Annotated in this window: 16 protein-coding genes and 1 pseudogene; 11 read left to right on the top strand and 6 right to left on the bottom strand. The window is 60.6% G+C overall.

The annotated features are described in order from the left end of the window. Positions 1–174: 174 nt before the first annotated feature. From RFN28_RS16425 to RFN28_RS16410, 4 genes are all read right to left on the bottom strand, one after another. Positions 175–1,773, bottom strand: a complete 1,599-nt coding sequence (locus RFN28_RS16425; RefSeq protein ID WP_320288428.1) for an SDR family oxidoreductase — start codon at positions 1,771–1,773, stop codon at positions 175–177. A 314-nt stretch (positions 1,774–2,087) separates the two neighbouring features. Beyond that, positions 2,088–2,729 (bottom strand): nuclear transport factor 2 family protein, encoded by a 642-nt coding sequence (locus RFN28_RS16420; RefSeq protein ID WP_320288360.1) that lies wholly within the window; start codon positions 2,727–2,729, stop codon positions 2,088–2,090. Positions 2,730–2,940: 211 nt separating this feature from the next. Continuing rightward, entirely contained in the window at positions 2,941–3,150 is a 210-nt protein-coding gene (locus RFN28_RS16415) for a ferredoxin (RefSeq protein WP_320215380.1), read from the bottom strand. Positions 3,151–3,198: 48 nt separating this feature from the next. Next, positions 3,199–4,416, bottom strand: coding sequence for a cytochrome P450 (locus RFN28_RS16410; RefSeq protein WP_320288359.1), 1,218 nt, complete (start codon positions 4,414–4,416; stop codon positions 3,199–3,201). Positions 4,417–5,074: 658 nt separating this feature from the next. On the opposite strand from RFN28_RS16410, the pseudogene RFN28_RS16405 reads away from it, so the two are divergent. Next, a pseudogene (locus RFN28_RS16405) lies at positions 5,075–5,711 on the top strand (transposase); the annotation flags it as partial. A 140-nt stretch (positions 5,712–5,851) separates the two neighbouring features. Here the strand turns inward: RFN28_RS16405 and RFN28_RS16400 are convergent. Both RFN28_RS16400 and RFN28_RS16395 read right to left on the bottom strand, forming a co-directional pair. Beyond that, complete coding sequence (locus RFN28_RS16400) at positions 5,852–6,649, bottom strand: calcium-binding protein (RefSeq protein ID WP_320215382.1); 798 nt, start codon at positions 6,647–6,649, stop codon at positions 5,852–5,854. A 912-nt stretch (positions 6,650–7,561) separates the two neighbouring features. After that, a complete protein-coding gene (locus RFN28_RS16395; protein ID WP_320215383.1) occupies positions 7,562–8,623 on the bottom strand; it encodes a hemin-degrading factor in 1,062 nt (353 codons plus the stop codon). Between the two features lie 604 nt (positions 8,624–9,227). Between RFN28_RS16395 and RFN28_RS16390 the strand changes: the two genes are divergently transcribed. From RFN28_RS16390 to tdh, 10 genes are all read left to right on the top strand, one after another. Next, positions 9,228–9,548, top strand: a complete 321-nt coding sequence (locus RFN28_RS16390) for a HesB/IscA family protein (protein ID WP_041003345.1) — start codon at positions 9,228–9,230, stop codon at positions 9,546–9,548. Positions 9,549–9,563: 15 nt separating this feature from the next. After that, a complete protein-coding gene (nifS, locus tag RFN28_RS16385; RefSeq protein WP_320288358.1) occupies positions 9,564–10,781 on the top strand; it encodes a cysteine desulfurase NifS in 1,218 nt (405 codons plus the stop codon). Further along, on the top strand, positions 10,778–11,974 hold the full coding sequence (gene nifV / locus RFN28_RS16380; RefSeq protein ID WP_320288357.1) for a homocitrate synthase: 1,197 nt from the start codon (positions 10,778–10,780) through the stop codon (positions 11,972–11,974). Before nifS ends, nifV begins: the two co-directional genes overlap by 4 nt. Then, positions 11,971–12,351, top strand: coding sequence for a nitrogenase stabilizing/protective protein NifW (nifW, locus tag RFN28_RS16375; RefSeq protein ID WP_320215386.1), 381 nt, complete (start codon positions 11,971–11,973; stop codon positions 12,349–12,351). The genes nifV and nifW overlap by 4 nt, the downstream gene beginning before the upstream one ends. Before the next feature lie 183 nt (positions 12,352–12,534). Then, positions 12,535–13,386, top strand: coding sequence for an electron transfer flavoprotein subunit beta/FixA family protein (locus tag RFN28_RS16370; RefSeq protein WP_320215387.1), 852 nt, complete (start codon positions 12,535–12,537; stop codon positions 13,384–13,386). Between the two features lie 15 nt (positions 13,387–13,401). Beyond that, positions 13,402–14,511, top strand: coding sequence for an electron transfer flavoprotein subunit alpha/FixB family protein (locus tag RFN28_RS16365; protein ID WP_320215388.1), 1,110 nt, complete (start codon positions 13,402–13,404; stop codon positions 14,509–14,511). Between the two features lie 10 nt (positions 14,512–14,521). Continuing rightward, the gene (locus RFN28_RS16360; protein WP_320279001.1) at positions 14,522–15,829 is read left to right on the top strand and encodes an FAD-dependent oxidoreductase; all 1,308 of its coding nucleotides are present in this window, start codon (positions 14,522–14,524) and stop codon (positions 15,827–15,829) included. A gap of 9 nt (positions 15,830–15,838) precedes the next feature. Further along, complete coding sequence (locus RFN28_RS16355; RefSeq protein WP_320223341.1) at positions 15,839–16,132, top strand: ferredoxin family protein; 294 nt, start codon at positions 15,839–15,841, stop codon at positions 16,130–16,132. 159 nt (positions 16,133–16,291) lie between these two features. Further along, positions 16,292–18,052, top strand: coding sequence for a nif-specific transcriptional activator NifA (gene nifA / locus RFN28_RS16350; RefSeq protein ID WP_320288356.1), 1,761 nt, complete (start codon positions 16,292–16,294; stop codon positions 18,050–18,052). A 175-nt stretch (positions 18,053–18,227) separates the two neighbouring features. Continuing rightward, positions 18,228–19,262 carry an L-threonine 3-dehydrogenase gene (gene tdh / locus RFN28_RS16345; RefSeq protein WP_320275408.1) on the top strand — a complete coding sequence of 345 codons (1,035 nt, stop codon included), beginning with the start codon at positions 18,228–18,230 and terminating at the stop codon, positions 19,260–19,262. Positions 19,263–20,205 lie beyond the last annotated feature (943 nt).

Here is a 20,205-nt window from a genome sequence, read left to right as displayed (position 1 = left end):
TTGAAGGCGCACCGAGCGGTTGCAACGGCTTCGACAGCGATGAGGACGGACGTTTCGTCTCGCCGAGGATAACATCTTCGGTCACGGTAGTGCGGGCGCGGCGCCCGACCGGACCATGAACCCTTGGACGAACTCGGCTTCGCTGAGCAGCGGCCTGTGGCGAATAGTCGACGATCAACACGCGGCCTCCGCAAAATACTCGTTATCGAGTTCACTGGCGTTTCCCGCATCACCGAAAGAGGTCCAGCCGCCGTCCACGTACAGGATGGAGCCGTTGACGTACGAGGCGGCGGATGAAGCCAGGAAGAACGCTGCGTCAGCCACGTCTTTCGGCTGTCCCAGCCTGCCCATAGGGATGCGTCGTGCGATCGTTTTCATATCGATGCGGCCGACCTTCGCCAACTGAGCAACGCCAGGCGTGCAAATGAAGCCAGGAGCGACGGTGGCCGTCCGTATGCCGACCGGCCCGAGTTCGGCCGCCAGGCATCGGGTCAGAATGTCCAGCCCCGCCTGGGAGGCACCGTAGGCATGGCGCGGCGCGAACGGCAGAAAGCTGTTGATCGATCCGATGTTGAGGATCACGCCGCCAGCGCGCATCGCCTTGATCGCTTCGCGAGCGCAGGTGAAGGCCCCGGTAAGATTGACATCCAGGACGTGTTGGATGTGTTCCGGTATTTGTTCGATTCCCAACGACAAAGTGTCGGCACCAGCAGCACCGTTGACGAGCACATCGATGCGCCCGAAGCTCGCCCGCATCTCTTCGAATAGCGCAACCACCTCGCTCTCGACGGCCACATCCACGCATCTGGCCGGGTTCTTGCCGCGGAGCCACGCAGCGAGTTCTGCCGCTGCAGCGCCATCTCTATCAGCAATCACAACGGTATCGCCGTTTGCTGCAAAGCGGCGAACCACGGCCGCGCCGATGCCGTTCGCGCCGCCGGTGACGAGCACGATACGCGCGTCGGTGCGTTCGGCCGGACAGCACAGTTCGGCTTGGGGTATCCCATCCACCTGCGGGTGTGCATCCCCCGGCTGGTTGAATGACATCCAGCCTCCGTCGACCGCCAGCACTGAACCGGTGATGTAGCGCGCCTGCGAGCTGGTCAGAAAACGCACGGCGAGAGCGATCTCGTCCGGATGCGCCAAACGCCCCAGCGGCACGCGGCGGCGCACGGCCGCTAGGTCCACTTTGCCCGCGCGTTCCAGTTCTGCCACCATCGGCGTGCGCACGTAGCCGGGCGCTACCGCCGTCACGCGAATGCCGCGAGAAGCCCACTCACATGCAAGCGACTTCGTCAACGAGATCAGGCCCGCCTTCGAGGCCGCGTAGGCGTTGCGTTTGGGATTGCCTACGACGCCCGCCATCGAAGCGACGTTGACGATCGCACCGCCCCGCCTCATGCGCCTCGCCGCTTCGCGGGCCATGACGAACGGTCCAATCAAGTTTACTGCCAGGGCGAGGCGGAAGGCGTCGACACCAGTGTCGACGCTCGCAGCCATGGTGGGTCCCATCGCGGCGTTGTTGATGAGGACGCTGATCTGGGCGAACTGTGCTTCGACCCGACCGTAAAGCGCGAGCACATCCTCCTCCCGCGAGACGTCGCACTCAAGGCCAAGATGCGGGTGGCCGAGACCACGGGCCAGTTCAACGACGCCACTGCCAGGAAGGTCTACCGCAACGACAGTGTCTCCATCCCTGGCAAGAACTTCGACCAGCGCACGGCCGATCCCACCCGCGGCGCCCGTAATGATGACGATGCGTCCTGTCTGCATGTTGAGGACTTCCTTCGGCGATTTCATCCAATCAATTTTGAGCGGCAAAAGATGCGTCGCGCTAAAGCAGCGCGTCCTGGCGATGGCCAGTTGCGGACCCGGAAAGACGACGCAGCGATCCGGCAGCGATCCAACTTCCGATTTGGTAGCCGAGGCTGCTGAGGGACCGGCCAAGGACAAGGAGCTTGCCGTGATGATCGGCGCTGCCAAGGACCCGTACATTTGGGCACAACCAGTGTCGTCGGCGGGCTCGTGGGACAGAGCCGATCGCTCACGCCGTCGCGGGCAGAAAGGCAATCCAATTTGGCGCACCTTCACCGGGCTGTCTTTCGCCGGGATCGCTGTAGCATCGCAAAGTTGTCATGGCCTTGATTCTCCTCGGCCGATGCGGCTGTGTCGTTCGAAGCCTCCGAAGAGTCATGGCGAGAAGGAATGCGACGCTTTCCGAGCTTGTAGACCGGATCGTCCGGATGCGGTGCTCCGATCGGCCGGCGCGGGCCGAACCGTTCTGCCTCAACGATCGCTGGTGGGATCTGCTCCTCTATCCAATCGTAGACAACTGTCCGTTCGGCAATCCGCCACTCCCCTTCCCTCTTGTGAAACAGATCGCAGTAACGGCCGCACAGGAGCGTCTGGCGTACGTCTCCGTCTTTGTCCGGTGCGCGTTGCAGCGCGGTGAAATAGCTCTCGACCGCAGCCTCTGCCGAGCTGATGAACTCGATCAGGATGTTGGTGATCTGGTGGATGTTACGGGGTCCGGTCTTGAAGACACCGAGTGCAAACTCGATGAACCCCTCTGCAGGGCCGCAATAGGCGCCGTGATTGTCATGCGCATCGGGCCAGTATGCGCTGCGTAGCGCCGCTTCATCGGCGCGGTCGATCCCGCGGCAGTACCGATAGAGGCAGTCCCGGATCGCCTCACGGTCGATTAGTTGGGCAATTTTCGTCTGTTCCATCGGCTCTGCCACAAATTCTGTGATCGGAAGAGGTGTTTTGCGAACCGCACCTTGGCGTTTGTGCATCAGGGGGGCCTCTCGATGCCGCAGGTGCCCCTGCGCAGTTGGACGAGGACGGTGGTGGAACAGAAGGCGCGTGCCTCAGTTCCCGTATGGGCCACTTGGTCGATCCCTTTCATGCCCGCCGGACTCTCGGTGAATGACGTCCGGTTCAACTCGTGCTGCAGGGTTCACGGTCGAGTTTAAGTGCACGTTCGGGACAGGATCGCGCGCCTCGCGATGCAGTCAGTTCCTCCCCTTCCGCAACTTCGATGTTACCGGCCAGGATGTAACCGGCGTCATCGAGCTTGAAGATGTGTGGCGCATGCGCCGCGCATCGCGCGTGACCCTGGCATTTGGCATTTTGGACGATGATGCGCATGGCGCTGCCTCCATTGTCTTTGCACCTCGGCTCGGGGGCGGGGCTTGGTCAGGACCAGTCTAGAATCAGATTTTCGATCCCGAACACATGGCCGCCACAGGTGATGGGTGCCGTACCCTTCTTGATCCGGAAGGCGGGGATGCGCGCCAACCACTCCTCCAGGCCAATGACGATCTCGCGCCGGGCAAGGTGTGAGCCAACGCAACGGTGGGGACCATAGCCAAAGGTGGCATGGCGGTTGTCCTCTCGCGCCAGATCGACCGTGTTGGGGCATTCGAATTCCGCCGGGTCGCGGTTGGCGATCATCGTGGCGCAGGAAACATAATCTCCCTTGCGGATCGGCGCGCCTTCGAAGTCGATATCTTTCGTTGCCACGCGGATCAACTGAACGGTCGGATAGGCGCGCAGCAATTCTTCGGCCGCGGCAACGATACGGCCTGGTTCGCCGCGCAGCAATTCCTGATCCTTGAGGTTGCGTGCGAGATAGGCCAGGTCAAAGCCTATGGCTGCTGCAACGGTGTCGAGCCCGGCAACAAAGACAAGCACGCCGACGCCGCGTACTTCCTGTTTCGTCAGGCGGCGGCCCTCGACCTGTGCCTGCACGACGAAAGTCATGAAATCATCAACCAGGTCCTTGCGGCGGACGGCTGCAAGTTCATCAATGAACGATACGATCGTCCGGGCCGCGGCCGGCCGTTTCACATCGTCGCCGTGGAGCAGATCTCTCCCCCATCCAACAAATGTGTCGATTCGGTCATCCGGTAGCCCTAGGAGATGAAGGAAGGTGTTTACCGTGAACGGAAATGCGAAATCCTTCATAACGTCGCAGCTTGTGCCCGATCCGGCGATCCCGTCGATGAGCCTGATTGCCCGCTCGCGGACAGCCGGCTCCAATGCCGCCACCCGCTTTGGCGAAAACAGGGGATTGAGCAATGAGCGAAAGGCGCCATGGGCAGGGGGATCAAGTTCAAGTGGGATCATCGGCCAGCTTTCGCCCAACGCGGAGGCAAAGATGCTGCGATGGCTGGAAAAAGTTTCGCTGTCCTGCAGCACCCGGCGCTGGTCGCTGGCGCGGGTGATCACCCAGGTACCCCTGCCGTCGCGCGTGTTGAGGGGTGAATAAAAGATAGGCGGGCCGGAGTGGACGCAAGCGACTGCTGCGTGGGGATCCCCGTTGGGAGTCGGTGACATGCCGGGCGAAGTAAACAGGCTGAAGTCCCTCACCATTTCGGGCGGGACATGATCTGGAACCGAATTTGTCGCCATTGGCCTCTTCTCCTGAACGCCAGGCGTTCATGCGCTCGATTGAGATTGCCGGCCGATCTCAAGGTCGATTGGCCAGCACCTGGTAAGTCCCAGCTCTAGGGTGTTGTGATTGTGTTGCGCGATGCAGCCAAACTGCGCACCAGCGCAAGAGATCGGTCGCGCATTCAAGCAGCAGATGCTTCTGCTTCGTGCTGCGGTTCTAAAGCGTAACCCACTGGTTATTCCCATTGAAGTTGTGAGACTGGTCAATCATCGCTGAGCTCCGTGACGCACTGCTGCTGGCGCCCCGAAATCTTCTAAGCAAGTTGCGTGCCGGATCGGCCGTATCGATGGTGCTGAACCGATCTATGCTCAGCCACCACCGGGACCGCCGCTCATTGGATGACCACATGTCCTCCCGGTAAAACGTCCGACAACCGACACCTGCGGTCAGCTTTGTCGCGTCCGCGACACGGGGACTGTTCGGCTTGGCTCCTGCCAAACAGACCAATTTAACAGTATGCAGAGGACACTCCTTCTGAGGCTCTTCTGCCAACTTGGCATAATGTTGAGACTCTTTGGTCGCCGATGCGCCAAGCATTGCGGTCGTCGCCGAGTACCGCAGCCATTCGGGTTCCTCCGCAATCGACAGGAAGCTAGAGGCCTTGATTGAGTGGCTGTCTCGGTCGCGGTGATTATCGCCGTCGGCGTCGACAACGACCATTGCCATGAGGTGCTTGGCATGAGCGTCGGCACTCCCGTGGCCAAGCCGACCTGGACGGAGCTCCTGCGCAAACTGACGCGCCGCGGCCTCAGAGACGTCAAGCTTGTCGTCTCCAACGCCCATGACGGCATCAAGGCGGCGGTCTCGAAGGTGTTCCAGCTACTTGGTAGCGCTGCCGAGCAGGTACATTTCATGAGGAACTTACCGGCGCATCGGCAAGAGCGGCCGTCGCGTGGTCTCGGCCTTCATCGCCACCGGTTTTGCCAGGAGACCGATCGTTGCCGAACAGATCCGGCCAAGGACCCTCAAGCTCGCCATCATCATGGAACGACACTGAACATGACGTGCTCGCCTAGATGAGCTTCGTCAAAGAGCACCGCACCGAGCTACGTTAGATACCGGTCGCGCGGCTCAACGGCGAGATCAAACGCGCACCGAGGTCGTCGGCGTCTTCCCCAATGAAGCAATCATGCGCCTCGTGGCGCCGCTGCAGGTCGAGCAGAACCGTGAATGGACCGTGCAAAGGGCTCGCTACATGAACCTGCCACCTCAGCCAGTTCCGCACATCAGTCTGCGGGCAGTGGCACGCTGATCTTCCGGCCTTTGCCAGGGGAAGCGCGACAGCCGCGCCGTCATCCACACCACAGAGGCGATCCGTGCGAACCTCTGAAAGGGGCGGTTTATCTACGCCGTAGCGCATCTCGTCCTATCCGATCCAGCGGTTCCCGCCGATCAGACGAAGGTAAAGTCCCACGCGCTCAACCCAAGCCCAGCCAGATCCGCGACGCTGTGGACATTACCGAGATGAGCAAAATCGTCGGCATGGTTATCGGAGGTGACATAGGCCAGATTCCCTGACTGGGTTAACGGATTATAGTAAGCGATAATGTCGCCGATATGCTCATTGGAGATCGCATCCGCAGCCTGGGAGCCGTTGCTGAACGAGTTGGTGAGCACGACGACATGCTCGCCGTTCGCGCCCGCGGCGTCGCCGCTGTAGAAGGTGTCAACTGGATGGCCAGACCGTGAGCTGGCGTGGTTGACGAAGTTGGCGCCAAAGCCGTCGCTACCGAGGCCAACCGCATCGAAGGCCAAAGTGTCATCCGCCGGGTTGAAATCCAAGATCGAGGTATTATCCGGGTCCGGCCCGAAACGCGGGTCATATCCAGGGATCGGGTTGTGGAATTGGAACACGAACGTGTCGTTGCCTGTCCCCCCGGTCAGATAATCCCTGCCGTCACCAACAAAGAGGGTGTCGTTACCCGGACCCCCATAGAGCTTGTCATTATCCTCAGCAGTGATGCGCGGTCCGTCTCGCCCGCTGTCGCCGTAGAGGTAGTCATTGCCCTCCTCGCCAAAGACATGATCATTACCTGTGCCACCGAAGACTCGGTCATTGCCGGGCCCCGCCGAAATGGAATCGTTACCGGCAAGAGCGTCAATCCAGTCATTACCGTCGGGATCTGTGATCACATTCTCATCGTTGGTGCCGAAGAGGGCGTTGTCGCGCGGACTACCATGGATAGCCATCAGAGACACTCCTTATCCTGCGTCCCCACGCCACCTGAACCTTTTCATATCTCTCTTCAGATTATTGGCAAAATTGATTGTTCCGATTCAACATATTTACGCGATGGATGTGTGTCATCCTCGGGTGCGCCATGAGCGCCTCCGGGTCGTGCGCGCAATGACGGGAGGCGCGGATGCCGGAAGAACACGCGCGGCCTGCGGGCGTCCTGCTCTCCCGGTCGCGAGTGGATGTCTAACGCTTTGATATCGGAGAAACGTGATTGGAAAATTGCTTTCCAGGAATACGGTCATTGAGTAGGACCATATTGAAGCCGGAGCCTCCCGCGGTGGAAGCAGGGGCAGAATGATCGTTGGTCCTTGCTTGCCGTTTGTTTGACGCAAGGTGGTTGAATGCCTGAGCAAAGCAATCCGGCGCGGCACTCCTGAGCGCGCGGCAAGCGGCCGGGGCATTTCGATTCGCGGCAGAGGTCACCTCCATCTGCCCACGGGTGCTGTCGCCAGATTAAGAGTTGTTCCGCCTGCGGATCAGATCACAAGCAAGCAATGCCCAACGAAGGATCTTAGTACTTTGAGGACGGCTACTTGAAGGAAGCATGGGCCTCGTTTTGGAGCACGGCCGCAAAGTTGGACTGACTGACCGACAAAACAACCTTCGCCGACAGCTGACGCATGTGGCCGACATCGGTCAACCTTCAGCGGAATTCGGGTAGTAGCTCGTCGAATTTCGAGCGGTGAGATGTCTTTCCTCGCCAAGCGCGCAGGCGATTGCGACGATCGAGCGATCCGTGACAGCACGGGAAGCAATAGCTAGGCGCTCACTCGCTCCGCAGGCAAAGCGATGGCCAGCAGAATGCCGAGCCCCGGCGACGGGTGCCGAGCGAAACCGGAAAACAACATGCAATTGGTCTCGCCTCATGCAGCGGTCGGACCGGGAATGCGTGGCAGGGTCTCGGCCAGAAACCGCCAGTCCTCGCGCTCGCCCTCGCCTTCGCGGCGCTTGCCAAAGAACTGGATGATCATTTTGCCATCGGCGCCGTAGGCTTCAAGCGAGGTGACGTGACCGTCCTTGGTCGGCTTGCGAACGGCCCAGACCTCTATGATGTGGTGGGTCCCGAGATGCAGGTGGAAGGTCTTGTCGAGCACATTGATCCACGGCCCGATTGTTTTGACCCACTTGATCGGACCGGAATGGATTTGGATGCAGCCACGATTGCCTACAAAGCACATGATCGGCATTTCGTCTTCGGCCGCCTGTTGAAACATGGCGCCAATGGCGTCCTTTTCGAGCGCCCAAGCGTAAACCTCGCCGACCATACGCACCGCCTCGCGGCGGCTGAGCTTCAGTCTCTTCAACATGTCGAAGAACTGATGCACGTCCGTCAGCTGGCTCCAGCACTCGCGTAGATCCTCCACCGTGGCGGCTTGTCCAGGAACCTCTGCGTCGTCGTTGGCTCCGCTCGCCTTGAATACTACGATCGGCTCCTGGTTCGAGGATTCCAGCTCAGCCACCAGCTTCTGATAAGCATCGAGATTTGAGGCGGGCCCGAGTTGCACCTTGTGCATCGCCTTGCCGGCGGCATCAAAGAATTGCAGGCTATGGCTAATGTCCTTGCCATCGCGCTTCTCGACAGCAAAGCCATGCGCCCAAACTTTCGGGAAGATGCGCAAGTCGATCTCGTCGCCAAGTACCAGAGCATGCTTGTTGCCGGTGACCACCTTGTCGTAGACGCCGATCTTTTCGTGCACAGCACTTTCATTGCGGGTATGCGCCACCACCTCGCCGACCGCTTCGAGGCCGGTCAGCAGATCATTGACGCGCGGCTCGACGCGAATCGCGCCCAGACCGCAATGCGCGGCGACCAGTTCCGCTTCCGAAATGCCCAGTCGGGCGGCGAGATCGTGCTCACGGATCTTTGGATTGTCTTGCTGCGCCCGCCGGATTTCGTGGGGCGATGGTCTCTCGCGCTGGTCCATGTGTTAACGACCTTCATCTGCTTGTTGAGGATCAGCTGCCCTGCCGGGTGGTCGGTCGACTGAGCGCAGCGTGGTGCTCGATGCCGACCTCCTGCTCGTCCAGGAACAGGGTGCTGCTGGCGAAAGTGCGTGATCGCCATCGAACCGGGCGTGTCGTCTGAGTGGCGAGGAGCCGTTTCCACCCGCGCACAGCGGTTCTGACCCAGCCCTGACATGTTGCCCAGCCCTGACATGTGGCTTGCTCCATTCCATCGATCGCGAGGGCACTCACAGCATGATTTTTGTCTCGGCGGTTTTTGCCGCATCGCCAATAGGCGTTTCAAAAGTCGTGCCAATTCGCCTGAACAAGCGCAAAAAAATGTTCCGCACACTCATCAATGATTTATGTGAGAGTTCAGCGGGAACGGAGGCCGGACACTTTGTGTCACGTACTCGACAAACCCGACAGTGCGTGTCGGTTGCCCGACGTCTTTTCAGCAATGGCCAACAAGATTGATAGCGCCTCTAGAGGGATCGCGCCGTGTTGAAACGGTTTTTTCCTCTTTTGGCACGGTCCCTGCAGCGTGATCCGCAAAGACGTCACGGATTGAGGAGAAATCTTGCCATGATCACGCTCACCGACAATGCTGTTGCCGCTGTCAAGACCGCTCTTTCCCGCGCCAGCGAGCAAGCGGAGGGCTTTCGCATTATGGTCCAGACCGGCGGCTGCGCCGGGTTCAAATACATAATGGGCCTGGAAAGCGTCTCGCGCCAGGGCGATGTGATTACGGAGACAGATGGGATCAAGCTGTTTGTGGACGCAGACTCCCAACCCCATGTCGCCGGCATGACCGTCGACTTCGTCACCGGGCTCGACTCTTCCGGCTTTGTCTTCGACAACCCCAACGCGCGGGACAAGTGCGGCTGCGGCAAGTCCTTCAGTTAACTGAGGACTGTTCGCATGAGGCCTGTCTACCTCGACAACAACGCAACGACACGGGTCGATCCTGACGTTGTGCGAGCGATGTTGCCGTACTTCACGGATCAATTCGGCAACCCTTCGTCAACGCACGCTTTTGGCGCATCAGTTGGTGCGGCGATAAAAAAGGCGCGGCGGCAGTTGCAGGCGCTGATCGGCGCGCAGTTCGACGATGAGATCACCTTCACCTCGGGTGGAACAGAAAGCGACAATGCAGCGATCCTTTCGGCGCTCGAGCTCACGATCGACCGAACCGAGATCGTGACGTCCGCGGTCGAGCATCCCGCCGTATTAACGCTGTGCGCGCATCTTGAGCAGCTTCGCCGCGTCAAGGTCCACACGATCCCCGTGGATCGTCGTGGCCGGCTTGACCTCGACGCCTACAAGGCAGCCCTCTCGCCCCGTGTGGCAATCGTCTCGGTAATGTGGGCGAACAACGAGACCGGTACGATCTTTCCCGTGGCCAAGCTCGCCGAGTTGGCCAAGGAAATTGGCGCCCTTTTTCATACCGATGCAGTGCAGGCGGTTGGCAAGCTTCCGATGGACCTGAAATCGACCGCTATCGACATGCTGTCGCTCTCCGGCCACAAGCTTCATGGCCCCAAAGGGATCGGTGCACTTTGGATAAAGCGTGGCGTGCACTTCCGCTCGATGATCAAGGGAGGGCACCAACAGCACGGCCGGCGTGCCGGTACCGAGAACACGCCCGGCATAGTCGGGCTCGGCACGGCGGCCGAACTCGCCTTGAAATTCATGGACGACGCGACCACACGGGTAAAGTCGCTGCGCGACCGCCTGGAGGATGGGATCCTGCAGCGCATCCCAAACACCTGTGTCACTGGCGATCCGATGGAGCGGTTGCCAAACACCGCAAACATCTCCTTTGAACATACCGAAAGTGATGGAATCCCACATCTGCTGAGCCGCGTAGGCATCGCCTGTTCCTCCGGCTCCGCCTGCACCTCCGGCTCAATGGAACCCAGCCATGTCCTGAGCGCGATGAAGATGCCACACGGGGCAGTCCGCTTCTCGTTTGCGCGCGACAACAACGAAGAAGACGTCGATCGGGTGCTTGAGGTCATGCCGGCAATCGTTGAGAAGCTGCGTGACTCTCCCGGTTCTGGGCCGCGTGGGCGAAGTCCCGAAGACGTTCGATCCGGTCTATACCTGAGCGGAAGCAGAACAGGCTGCCGTTCATGAGCCGTGATGTCTTCCTCAACGACACGACCTTGCGCGACGGCGAGCAGGCGCCCGGTGTCGCCTTTACGACGGCGGAGAAGCTGGAGCTCGCCGAGTCTCTTGTCGCCGCCGGCGTCCCAGAGATCGAGATCGGCACGCCGATCATGGGCGCCGACGAGATCGAAACAATTCGCGCCGCGGTCGCGCGGCGTCTCCCGGTTCGGCTCATGGCCTGGTGCCGGATGAAGGCGCGGGATCTCGACGCAGCGATCGAGAGCGGCGTCGGCGCCGTCAATCTGTCGCTGCCTGCATCCGACATCCAACTTGCCGCCAAGCTCGGCCTCGATCAGGCGGGAGCGCTCCAGGTCATCGAGGATATGGTCAGGCGCGCAGCCGCTGCCGGCTTCTTCGTCGCTGTGGGCTGCGAGGATGCCTCGCGGGCTGATGGGGATTATCTTGCCCGCGTCATCGAAACGGCTGCGCGCGCCGGCGCAAGCCGCGTCAGGCTGGCCGACACGGTCGGCATTCTCGACCCCTTTTCGACTTTCGAACTTGTCGCCCAGCTCATGGCGAAGTCTGAAATCGACCTCGAATTTCACGCGCACAACGATCTCGGCCTTGCGGCCGCCAACACGCTGGCCGCGATCCGTGCAGGCGCGCGCCATGCGTCCGTCACCGTCCTCGGGCTCGGCGAGCGTGCGGGTAATGCCGCGCTGGAAGAAGTGGCGGCCGCGATGGCCGTCATCGACGGCGCGGATACCGGCATCGAGCTGACCGCATTGCCCGACCTCGCCGCCCAGGTGGCTTGCGCCGCCCGCCGGCAGACGGCGACTATTAAGCCGGTCGTCGGCGCCGATGTTTTCACCCACGAATCCGGCACTCACGTCGCAGGGCTGCTGAAGGACTCGCGCGCCTACCAGGGGCTTGACCCGGCACTCGTGGGCCGCTGCCGGCGTATCGTCATCGGTAAGCATTCCGGCGCCACCTCGATTGCCCGTGTGCTGAGCGAAAGCGGTCGCGATCTCGACCCGGATTTGGCAGCCGCAATCGTGGCTCGCGTCCGCCGCAAGGCGGCCGAGACCAAATCGATCGTGACAGCAACTCAACTGGTCGAGCTCTACGATGGAATGTGCAGCGAGGCACACCTCGCGGATGTCGCCGGTCCAGGCCGGCTGGGCAACGAACTCAGCGCCCGACCAGGGAGAATGCGATGAATTGTTCCGCTGACGGCCGCCCCATCGATGTTACCGACATCCTCGCGCGACTGAAGGGCCTGTCGGCAGCGGAGGAGTTCTTCGCGGTCCTTGGGGTCTCCTATGATCCCAAGGTGCTGAATGTCTCACGGCTTCATATCATGAAGCGCGTGGGCCAATACCTTGCCGAAGAAGATCTATCCGATCTGCCCGACCAGGTGGTCGCCGCGCGGGTGCGCGCAACGCTGCAACGCGCTTACGAGGACTTCACGACTTCCTCGCCGCTTAAGCACCGGATCTTCAAGGTGCTCAAAGACCACGATCCGAACAAGCCTGCCACGCCCGGCCGCACCTTCGTCCCGTTCGAGTCCGTACTGAAGCGGTTCGCAAAAGAATGAGCGCGACATGGTTGCGACGCGACAATGTCGGGAAGCCGACAAATCGTGTCATCACGAACGCGCCCCTGGAAGGAACCAACGGAGTCTCGAGGAATATGAGCACTCAAAACAGTTGGCACGAATGATGCTGCCAAAGATCTACTGCCAAGCCCGCATCCGGATAGAAGCCCAAAGAGACCGCCAATGCACATCGTAGTCTGCATCAAGCAGGTGCCGGACTCGGCACAGATACGGGTCCATCCCGTTACGAACACGATCATGCGTCAGGGTGTGCCTACCATCATCAATCCTTACGACCTATTCGCCCTCGAAGAGGCTCTTAGACTGCGCGACACTTACGGCGGCGAGGTCACCGTGCTCACTATGGGTCCGCCCATGGCGGAGGACGCGTTGCGCAAGACGCTCGGTTACGGCGCCGACCGCGCGGTGCTGTTGACCGATCGCTATTTTGCGGGCTCCGACACGCTGGCGACCTCCTTCGCTCTTTCCCAGGCAATCGCGAAGGTTGGCGAGACGTTCGGCACGCCAGACATCGTCTTCACCGGCAAGCAGACGATCGATGGCGACACCGCCCAGGTCGGGCCCGGCATCGCCAAGCGCCTCGATCTCATGCAACTCACCTATGTCGCGAAGATCCCCTCCGTTGACCTCGCTGCGCGCGAGATCAAGGTCGAGCGCCGCTGTGAAGGCGGCACGCAGATGCTGAAGAGCAGGCTCCCTTGTCTCATCACCATGCTGGAAGGCACAAATGAGATCCGTCGGGGCTCGCTCGAGGACGCCCTGTACGCCGCGCGTAGCCAGGTCCTGAAGTGGAGTGCGGCCGACGCCGGCATTGATGACCTCACCAGATGCGGCCTACGCGGCTCGCCGACGGTCGTCAAGCGCGTTTTCGCCCCTACAGCACGGGCGGAAAAGGCGGCACTTATCGACACCCCCGAGAGGAATTTGCGTGATCTCGCTGACGAACTTATCGCCGCAATCTTAACCCGCGGGCCAGCGCTGGAACAGGAACTCGCCTTCAACGGCGGCCAATGACGGCAAGGAGAGACAATGTCGAGCGCGAATCGAGAAGCCCCTCGCCCTGCCTCCGGCCGTGCCGGCACAAAGAAGGAGCTGCCCGACCATTTCAAGGACTATCGCCACGTCTGGGTGTTTATCGAGCTCGAGCGCGGCCAGGTCCACCCGGTATCGTTCGAACTGCTCGGTGAAGGCCGCAAGCTCGCTGACAAGCTTGGCGTCGAGCTCGCGGGAATCGTGCTCGGACCGCCAGGAGAGACCACCCAGTCTGCGGTAGCCGAGGCCTTCGCTTATGGCGCCGATCTTGTCTACAACGTCGAGGCGCCGCTGCTTGCCGACTATCGCAATGAGCCTTTCACCAAGGCGATGACGGATCTGGTCGATGCCCATAAACCCGAGATCCTGCTTCTCGGGGCGACCACACTCGGCAGGGATCTTGCTGGTTCGGTCGCAACCACCTTGAAGACAGGGCTCACGGCCGACTGCACCGAACTCGACGTCGATACGGACGGTTCGCTCGCTGCGACCCGTCCAACTTTCGGCGGTTCCTTGTTGTGCACGATCTACACGCTCAATTACCGGCCGCAGATGGCGACAGTGCGACCAAGGGTCATGCCCATGCCGCGGCGGATGGATAAGCCGGTCGGGCGTGTCATCCGGCACCAGCTATCGGTAGCCGAGGATGACATCGTCACCAAAGTCCTCGGCTTCCTGCCGGATAGCCAGTCTGGAAAGGCCAATCTTGCCTATGCCGACGTTGTGGTTGCGGGAGGCCTCGGTCTAGGCGCGGCGGAGAACCTGCAGCTTGTGAAGGATCTCGCACGAGCAATCGGCGCCGAGCATGGCTGTTCGCGCCCGTTGGTCCAAAAGGGCTGGCTGTCGGCTGATCGGCAGATCGGCCAAACAGGCAAGACCATCCGGCCGAAGCTTTACATAGCGGCTGGAATTTCCGGCGCCATCCAGCACCGGGTTGGCGTCGAAGGAGCGGATCTCATCGTGGCTATCAACACCGACCCGAAGGCGCCGATTTTCGATTTCGCCCACCTCGGGATCGTCACCGATGCGATCCGCTTCCTGCCCGCACTGACGGAGGCCTTCACCCGGCGGCTGTCGCCCCACAGTCGCGATAAGCTTGCGAGCTAGGGAGATGGACATGATCGAGGAAAAATTCGACGCCATTGTTGTTGGGGCCGGCATGTCCGGAAACGCTGCTGCTTACACCATGGCAAGCCACGGCCTGAAGGTGCTGCAGTTGGAGCGAGGTGAATATCCGGGCTCCAAGAACGTTCAGGGTGCAATCATGTACGCCAACATGCTGGAGAAGATCATCCCGGATTTCCGGGATGATGCGCCTCTCGAGCGCCATTTGGTTGAACAGCGGCTTTGGGTCATGGACGACACTTCCCACACCGGGATTCACTATCGGTCGGACGACTTCAACGAGGCGAAGCCCAACCGCTATACGATCATCCGCGCCCAGTTCGACAAATGGTTTTCGCGTAAGGTGCGCGAGGCCGGCGCGACGGTTCTGTGCGAGACGACCGTGACGGAACTCGTCCGCGATGCCAAGGACAAGGTGGTCGGCGTCCGCACCGACCGGGTCGGCGGAGAGATTTTCGCGGACGTTGTCGTTCTCGCAGAAGGTGTCTCCGGACTACTTGGCACCCGCGCCGGGCTTCGCGAGATGCCGAGGCCAAAATCCGTGGCGCTCGCCGTCAAGGAAATGCATTTCCTGCCTGAAGAGGTCATAGAGCAGCGGTTCGGCCTCAAGGCCGGTGAAGGCTGCGTGATCGAGGCAGTGGGTACAATCTCCCGCAGCATGGCCGGGCTCGGCTTCCTTTACACCAACAAGGAATCGATCTCACTGGGCATCGGCTGCCTCGTTTCGGATTTCGCTTCGATGATGGAGAGCCCATACATCATACTCGATGCGTTAAAAAACCATCCTTCGATCCGGCCGCTGATCGCCGGCTCGGAGGTGAAAGAATATGCCGCGCATCTCATTCCCGAGGGTGGCTACAATGCGATTCCGCAGCTGTTTGGCAACGGCTGGGTGGTGGTCGGCGATGCTGCGCAGTTGAATAACGCCGTCCACCGGGAGGGTTCGAACCTCGCCATGACCTCCGGTCGGATCGCGGCTGAGGCAATCATGCAGGTCAAGAGCCGCAAGAGGCCGATGACCAAACAGAACCTTGCGCTCTACAAGACCTTGTTAGACAAGTCTTTCGTAATCAAAGACCTGAAGAAATACAAGGACATGCCGGCCCTGCTCCACACCAATTCCCAAAACTTCTTCACGACCTACCCGCAGTTGATGTCTCAGGCGGCTCAGAACTTTATGCGGGTCGACGGCACCCCGAAAATCGACAAGGAAAAGGCGACCACAGCTGCCTTCATCAAGGCGCGTTCGCGCTGGGGGCTGGTGAGCGACGTGGTCCGCCTGGCATTCGCCTGGCGCTAGGAGGACGAGATGACAATCGCAGTGCCACGCATTGAAGAGAAGCTTTACCAGAACCGGTATCTGGTCGATTCGGGGCGCCCACATATAAAAGTGCGACCGCACCAAAAGCCAAGCGCCAACCTGCTCGCGTTGACCCGCGTCTGCCCGGCCCAATGTTATGAATTGAACGACAAGGGCCAAGTGGAGATCACCGCCGACGGCTGCATGGAGTGCGGCACCTGTCGGGTACTGTGCGAGGCCAGTGGTGAGATCGAGTGGAATTATCCGCGCGGCGGCTTCGGTGTCCTCTTCAAGTTCGGATGACCCGCGCACGCGCGCGCCGTTGCCAGAGCCGATACCTGGAATTGTCGCGATTGCAACATGACAATTTGCAATTGAACAGGGGCTCGTGAATACTAGGATGTAGCGAGTCGAAAGAAAGGCGCTTTGGGAGGGGCACCTTACAACCCCTGAGGTGTTTCCATGGGTCAAGTAATGCGGGATCGGGTGCACGAGGTAGGGCTTGGCGACGCACGGCCACCTATCAAAGCGATGCACGGGGCAAACATCCCGCTCAGGGGCCTCTACGAGATATCCGAGATCCTGACTGCCCCCACGCGGCTGCAGATCACGCTTGGCAATGTCGTGAACATTCTCTCCTCGTTTGTGCAAATGCGTCATGGAGAAATGGTCATCAAGGAGGCGGCCGGGGAGCTGGAGATTGCCGCAACTGCCGGCAACAAACACGCTCCTCAATCAGATTGGCGCCGCTTCACACCGCAGGCCGTGGTAGACCGTATCTGCGCTACGGGGAGGCCACTCGTCATACACGATGTCAGCAAGTCCGAACTATTTCAGGCTGATCTCCAAACGGCTTCGGGCGGCGCAACCATGCCAGTTACCTTTATCGGAGTGCCAATAGAGGCTGAGGATGAAATCCTCGGTACACTGTCGATCGACCGTATCCGGGACGGCGCCGCCAGCGTACATTGCGACGAAGACGTGAGCTTGCTGACAATGGTCGCCAATCTTGTCGGCCGGACTATCCGCCTCCATCGCATCCTGAGCACAGATCGTCAGCGGCTCTTTGAGGAGGAAGGGAGAGCGGAGAACTCGCGCGACGAGAAGGAGGCCCGCCCTGCCCGCCATTCGCCTGTCAAAATCGACGGGATCATCGGGGAAAGTCCCGCACTCAAGCAGGTGCTTGAAACCGCCGCGGTCGTGGCAAGGACCAACTCCACCGTGCTTTTGCGGGGTGAAAGCGGCACCGGCAAGGAATTTTTTGCGCAGGCCATCCATAAGCTTTCGCCTCGCAGCAAGAAGGCTTTCGTCAAACTGAACTGCGCCGCACTGCCTGAAAGCGTTCTGGAATCGGAGTTGTTCGGGCATGAAAAGGGCGCCTTCACCGGGGCTGTCGCGCAGCGCGCCGGCCGTTTCGAATTAGCCAATGGCGGAACCCTGTTGCTTGACGAAATCGGCGAGATTTCGCCTGCCTTCCAGGCAAAGCTCTTGCGCGTCTTGCAGGAAGGCGAGTTGGAGCGCGTCGGCGGCACCAGGACGCTAACGGTCGACGTCCGGCTCATATGCGCCACCAACAAGGACCTCGAGACGGCTGTCGTGAACGGAGAGTTCAGGGCCGATCTTTACTACCGCATCAATGTGGTGCCAATCATGCTGCCACCGCTCAGAGAGCGACCTGGCGATATTCCACGCCTTGCGAAGGCCTTCCTCGATCGATTCAATAGCGAGAACCATCGCGAGCTCGCCTTCGCGCCGTCGGCGCTTGACCTGATCTCGCAATGCTACTTCCCTGGCAACGTCCGTGAGCTGGAAAACTGCGTGCGAAGGACGGCCACTCTTGCGCATTCAAGCACTATCGCCACTTCAGATTTTGCCTGCCAGAATAGCCAGTGCCTGTCTTCCCTCCTCTGGAAAGGAGCCGACCGTGCAAATGACGGCAATGCCAGCGATGAGTTCGGCCGCAACAGGATGCCGGTTGAATCGCCGCTGGGAGCCAGGCGCACCGGCGCCTCCGAGGGCGCGGCGGTGCCCGTCAACGCCCGCGGTCCGAGCCATCCTGCCTCGGGTGCAACAGGCATGCGTGTGACCGATGGCGACCGGCTGATCGACGCGATGCAGAAGGCCGGCTGGGTTCAGGCCAAGGCTGGTCGTATCCTCGGCCTCACGCCGCGGCAAGTCGGCTATGCCCTGCGTCGGCATGGTATCGAGGTAAAGAAGTTCTAAACGCCCTGCGAGGTCAAACGTCCTCGCGCCATGTGCGAGTGGTGCCTTTGAGACGCCACTCGACGCAGCGCATGTAGAATCGAGGCACTACGTCATCGGCTTCTCCTTCCCGGTGGCGCCGAAGGGCCAGGCGCGCATCCACACGCAGATGTCGGCGGATCCAAGGAACAAAAGAATGTCCAACATGATGAAGGCGCTGGTGAAGGCCAAGGCCGAGCCAGGCATCTGGATGGAAGAGGTGCCGGTGCCGGAGATCGGCCCCAACGACCTGCTGATCAAGGTCAAGAAGACCGCGATCTGTGGCACCGACGTGCACATCTACAATTGGGACCAGTGGGCGCAGAAGACCGTGCCGGTGCCGATGGTGACCGGCCATGAATTCGTCGGCACCGTCGCCGATTTCGGCGCCGCGGTCACCGAATACAAGGTCCGCCAGCGCGTCTCGGGCGAAGGCCATATCGTCTGCGGCCATTGCCGCAACTGCCGCGCAGGGCGAGGCCATCTCTGCCGCAACACGCTCGGCGTCGGCGTCAACCGTCCAGGTGCCTTCGGCGAATACATGGTGATCCCGCAGCACAATGTCGTGCCGATTCCCGACGACGTGCCGGACGAGATCGCGGCCATCTTCGATCCACTCGGCAACGCCGTGCACACGGCCTTGTCGTTCGATCTGGTCGGCGAGGATGTGCTGGTCACCGGCGCCGGGCCGATCGGCATCATGGGCGCGCTGGTCGCGCAATGCGTCGGCGCGCGCAAGGTCGTCATCACCGACATCAACCCGGTTCGTCTCGATCTGGCGCGCAAGCTCGGCGTTCAGCACGTGATCGACGCCTCGAAGGAGAAGCTTCGCGACGTCATGCCCTCGATCGGCATGACCGAAGGCTTTGATGTCGGCCTGGAGATGTCGGGCGCGGCGCCAGCCTTCCGCGACATGATCGACACCATGAACAATGGCGGCAAGATCGCCATCCTCGGCATCGCGCCCACCGGCTTCGAGATCGACTGGAACAAGGTCATCTTCAAGATGCTGCATCTGAAGGGCATCTATGGCCGCGAGATGTTCGAGACCTGGTACAAGATGATCGCTCTGGTGCAGGGGCCGCTCGATGTTTCCGGGCTGATCACGCATCGCATCGGGATCGACGATTTTCAGGTCGGGTTCGATGCGATGCGGAGCGGCAGTTCGGGCAAGGTGGTGATGGATTGGTAGAGGTTATGCCTTCGTCAAGCCTTGGCGCTGCCAGCGCCACACACGTAACTGGCGGATAGTGACGCTCGTCGAGCATTCGAGGAAGGGTCCAACCCCGCCGTTCTGATGAACTCGTACTCCGCACAGGAGATCAAATGGACGCAGAGGATCCCAACGTCATCATTGTCAATGGTCAGTGCCTCGGCAATACGGTTGTCCGGCGCTATGATAGGGGTAAGAAACGGGAAAACTCGGAAATCCGATCCTGAGACCGGCGAACCAAAGCATTTCAATGCGGTAACCAAAACCCAACCATTTGAGATTGTTGATGATGTTCTGGTCACGAACTTACCAGATTAGTTCCGCTCGCCGCTCGACGTTCTCTCCTGCTGTTGACGGAGTGGCCATGCGCCGATCGCAAAGCACGAAGCACTGGCCGGCGGGATCGATGGTAAGCGCGAATTTCCCCGCGCGTTGCCGCTGCCCTTTCAACGACGGTCGCTTTCAAACGGACGCGTCCGGGCGGATCGGGCTGCAGCGGCTTTGGCGAAGTTGAAGGGCATCGTCGATGTCGGTATCGACAGCGCGTTGAGGCAGTTCGGTGAGAACGTGGCGCAACCATGCGAGCGGCTCGACGAATCTTCCGCACTCAGCCTCTCCAGCAATTCCCTTTCAAACGTCTTCGCCAGCGGCACAGCGGGCCCCTAAATCAAATCTGGAACTGAAACTCATTACATTGGAAGCTTGACCTCTTCGTGGGAAGTTTAGCGATGGCGCACAGCGGCTCCGGGATCAGGCTGGGATTCCAGAACACACCTCGGTCGGTATATCGCTTTTTGACCAGCAGAGGCCGACATCAGCCCCGCAGTCGGTTTTGCAGTGCCTGCCGATCAACGGCAAGATAGTCGAGGTGCAGCCTGGCTGGCTGCCGCCTTTGCCCCAGTCGTCCGACCAGCGCCCTGGT

The organism is Mesorhizobium album (assembly GCF_033977205.1).
In the GTDB taxonomy this organism is placed as follows: Bacteria; Pseudomonadota; Alphaproteobacteria; order Rhizobiales; family Rhizobiaceae; genus Mesorhizobium; species Mesorhizobium album.
Note: the sequence above shows the minus strand (reverse complement) of the source record. Positions and strands in the feature narration are given on the sequence as shown.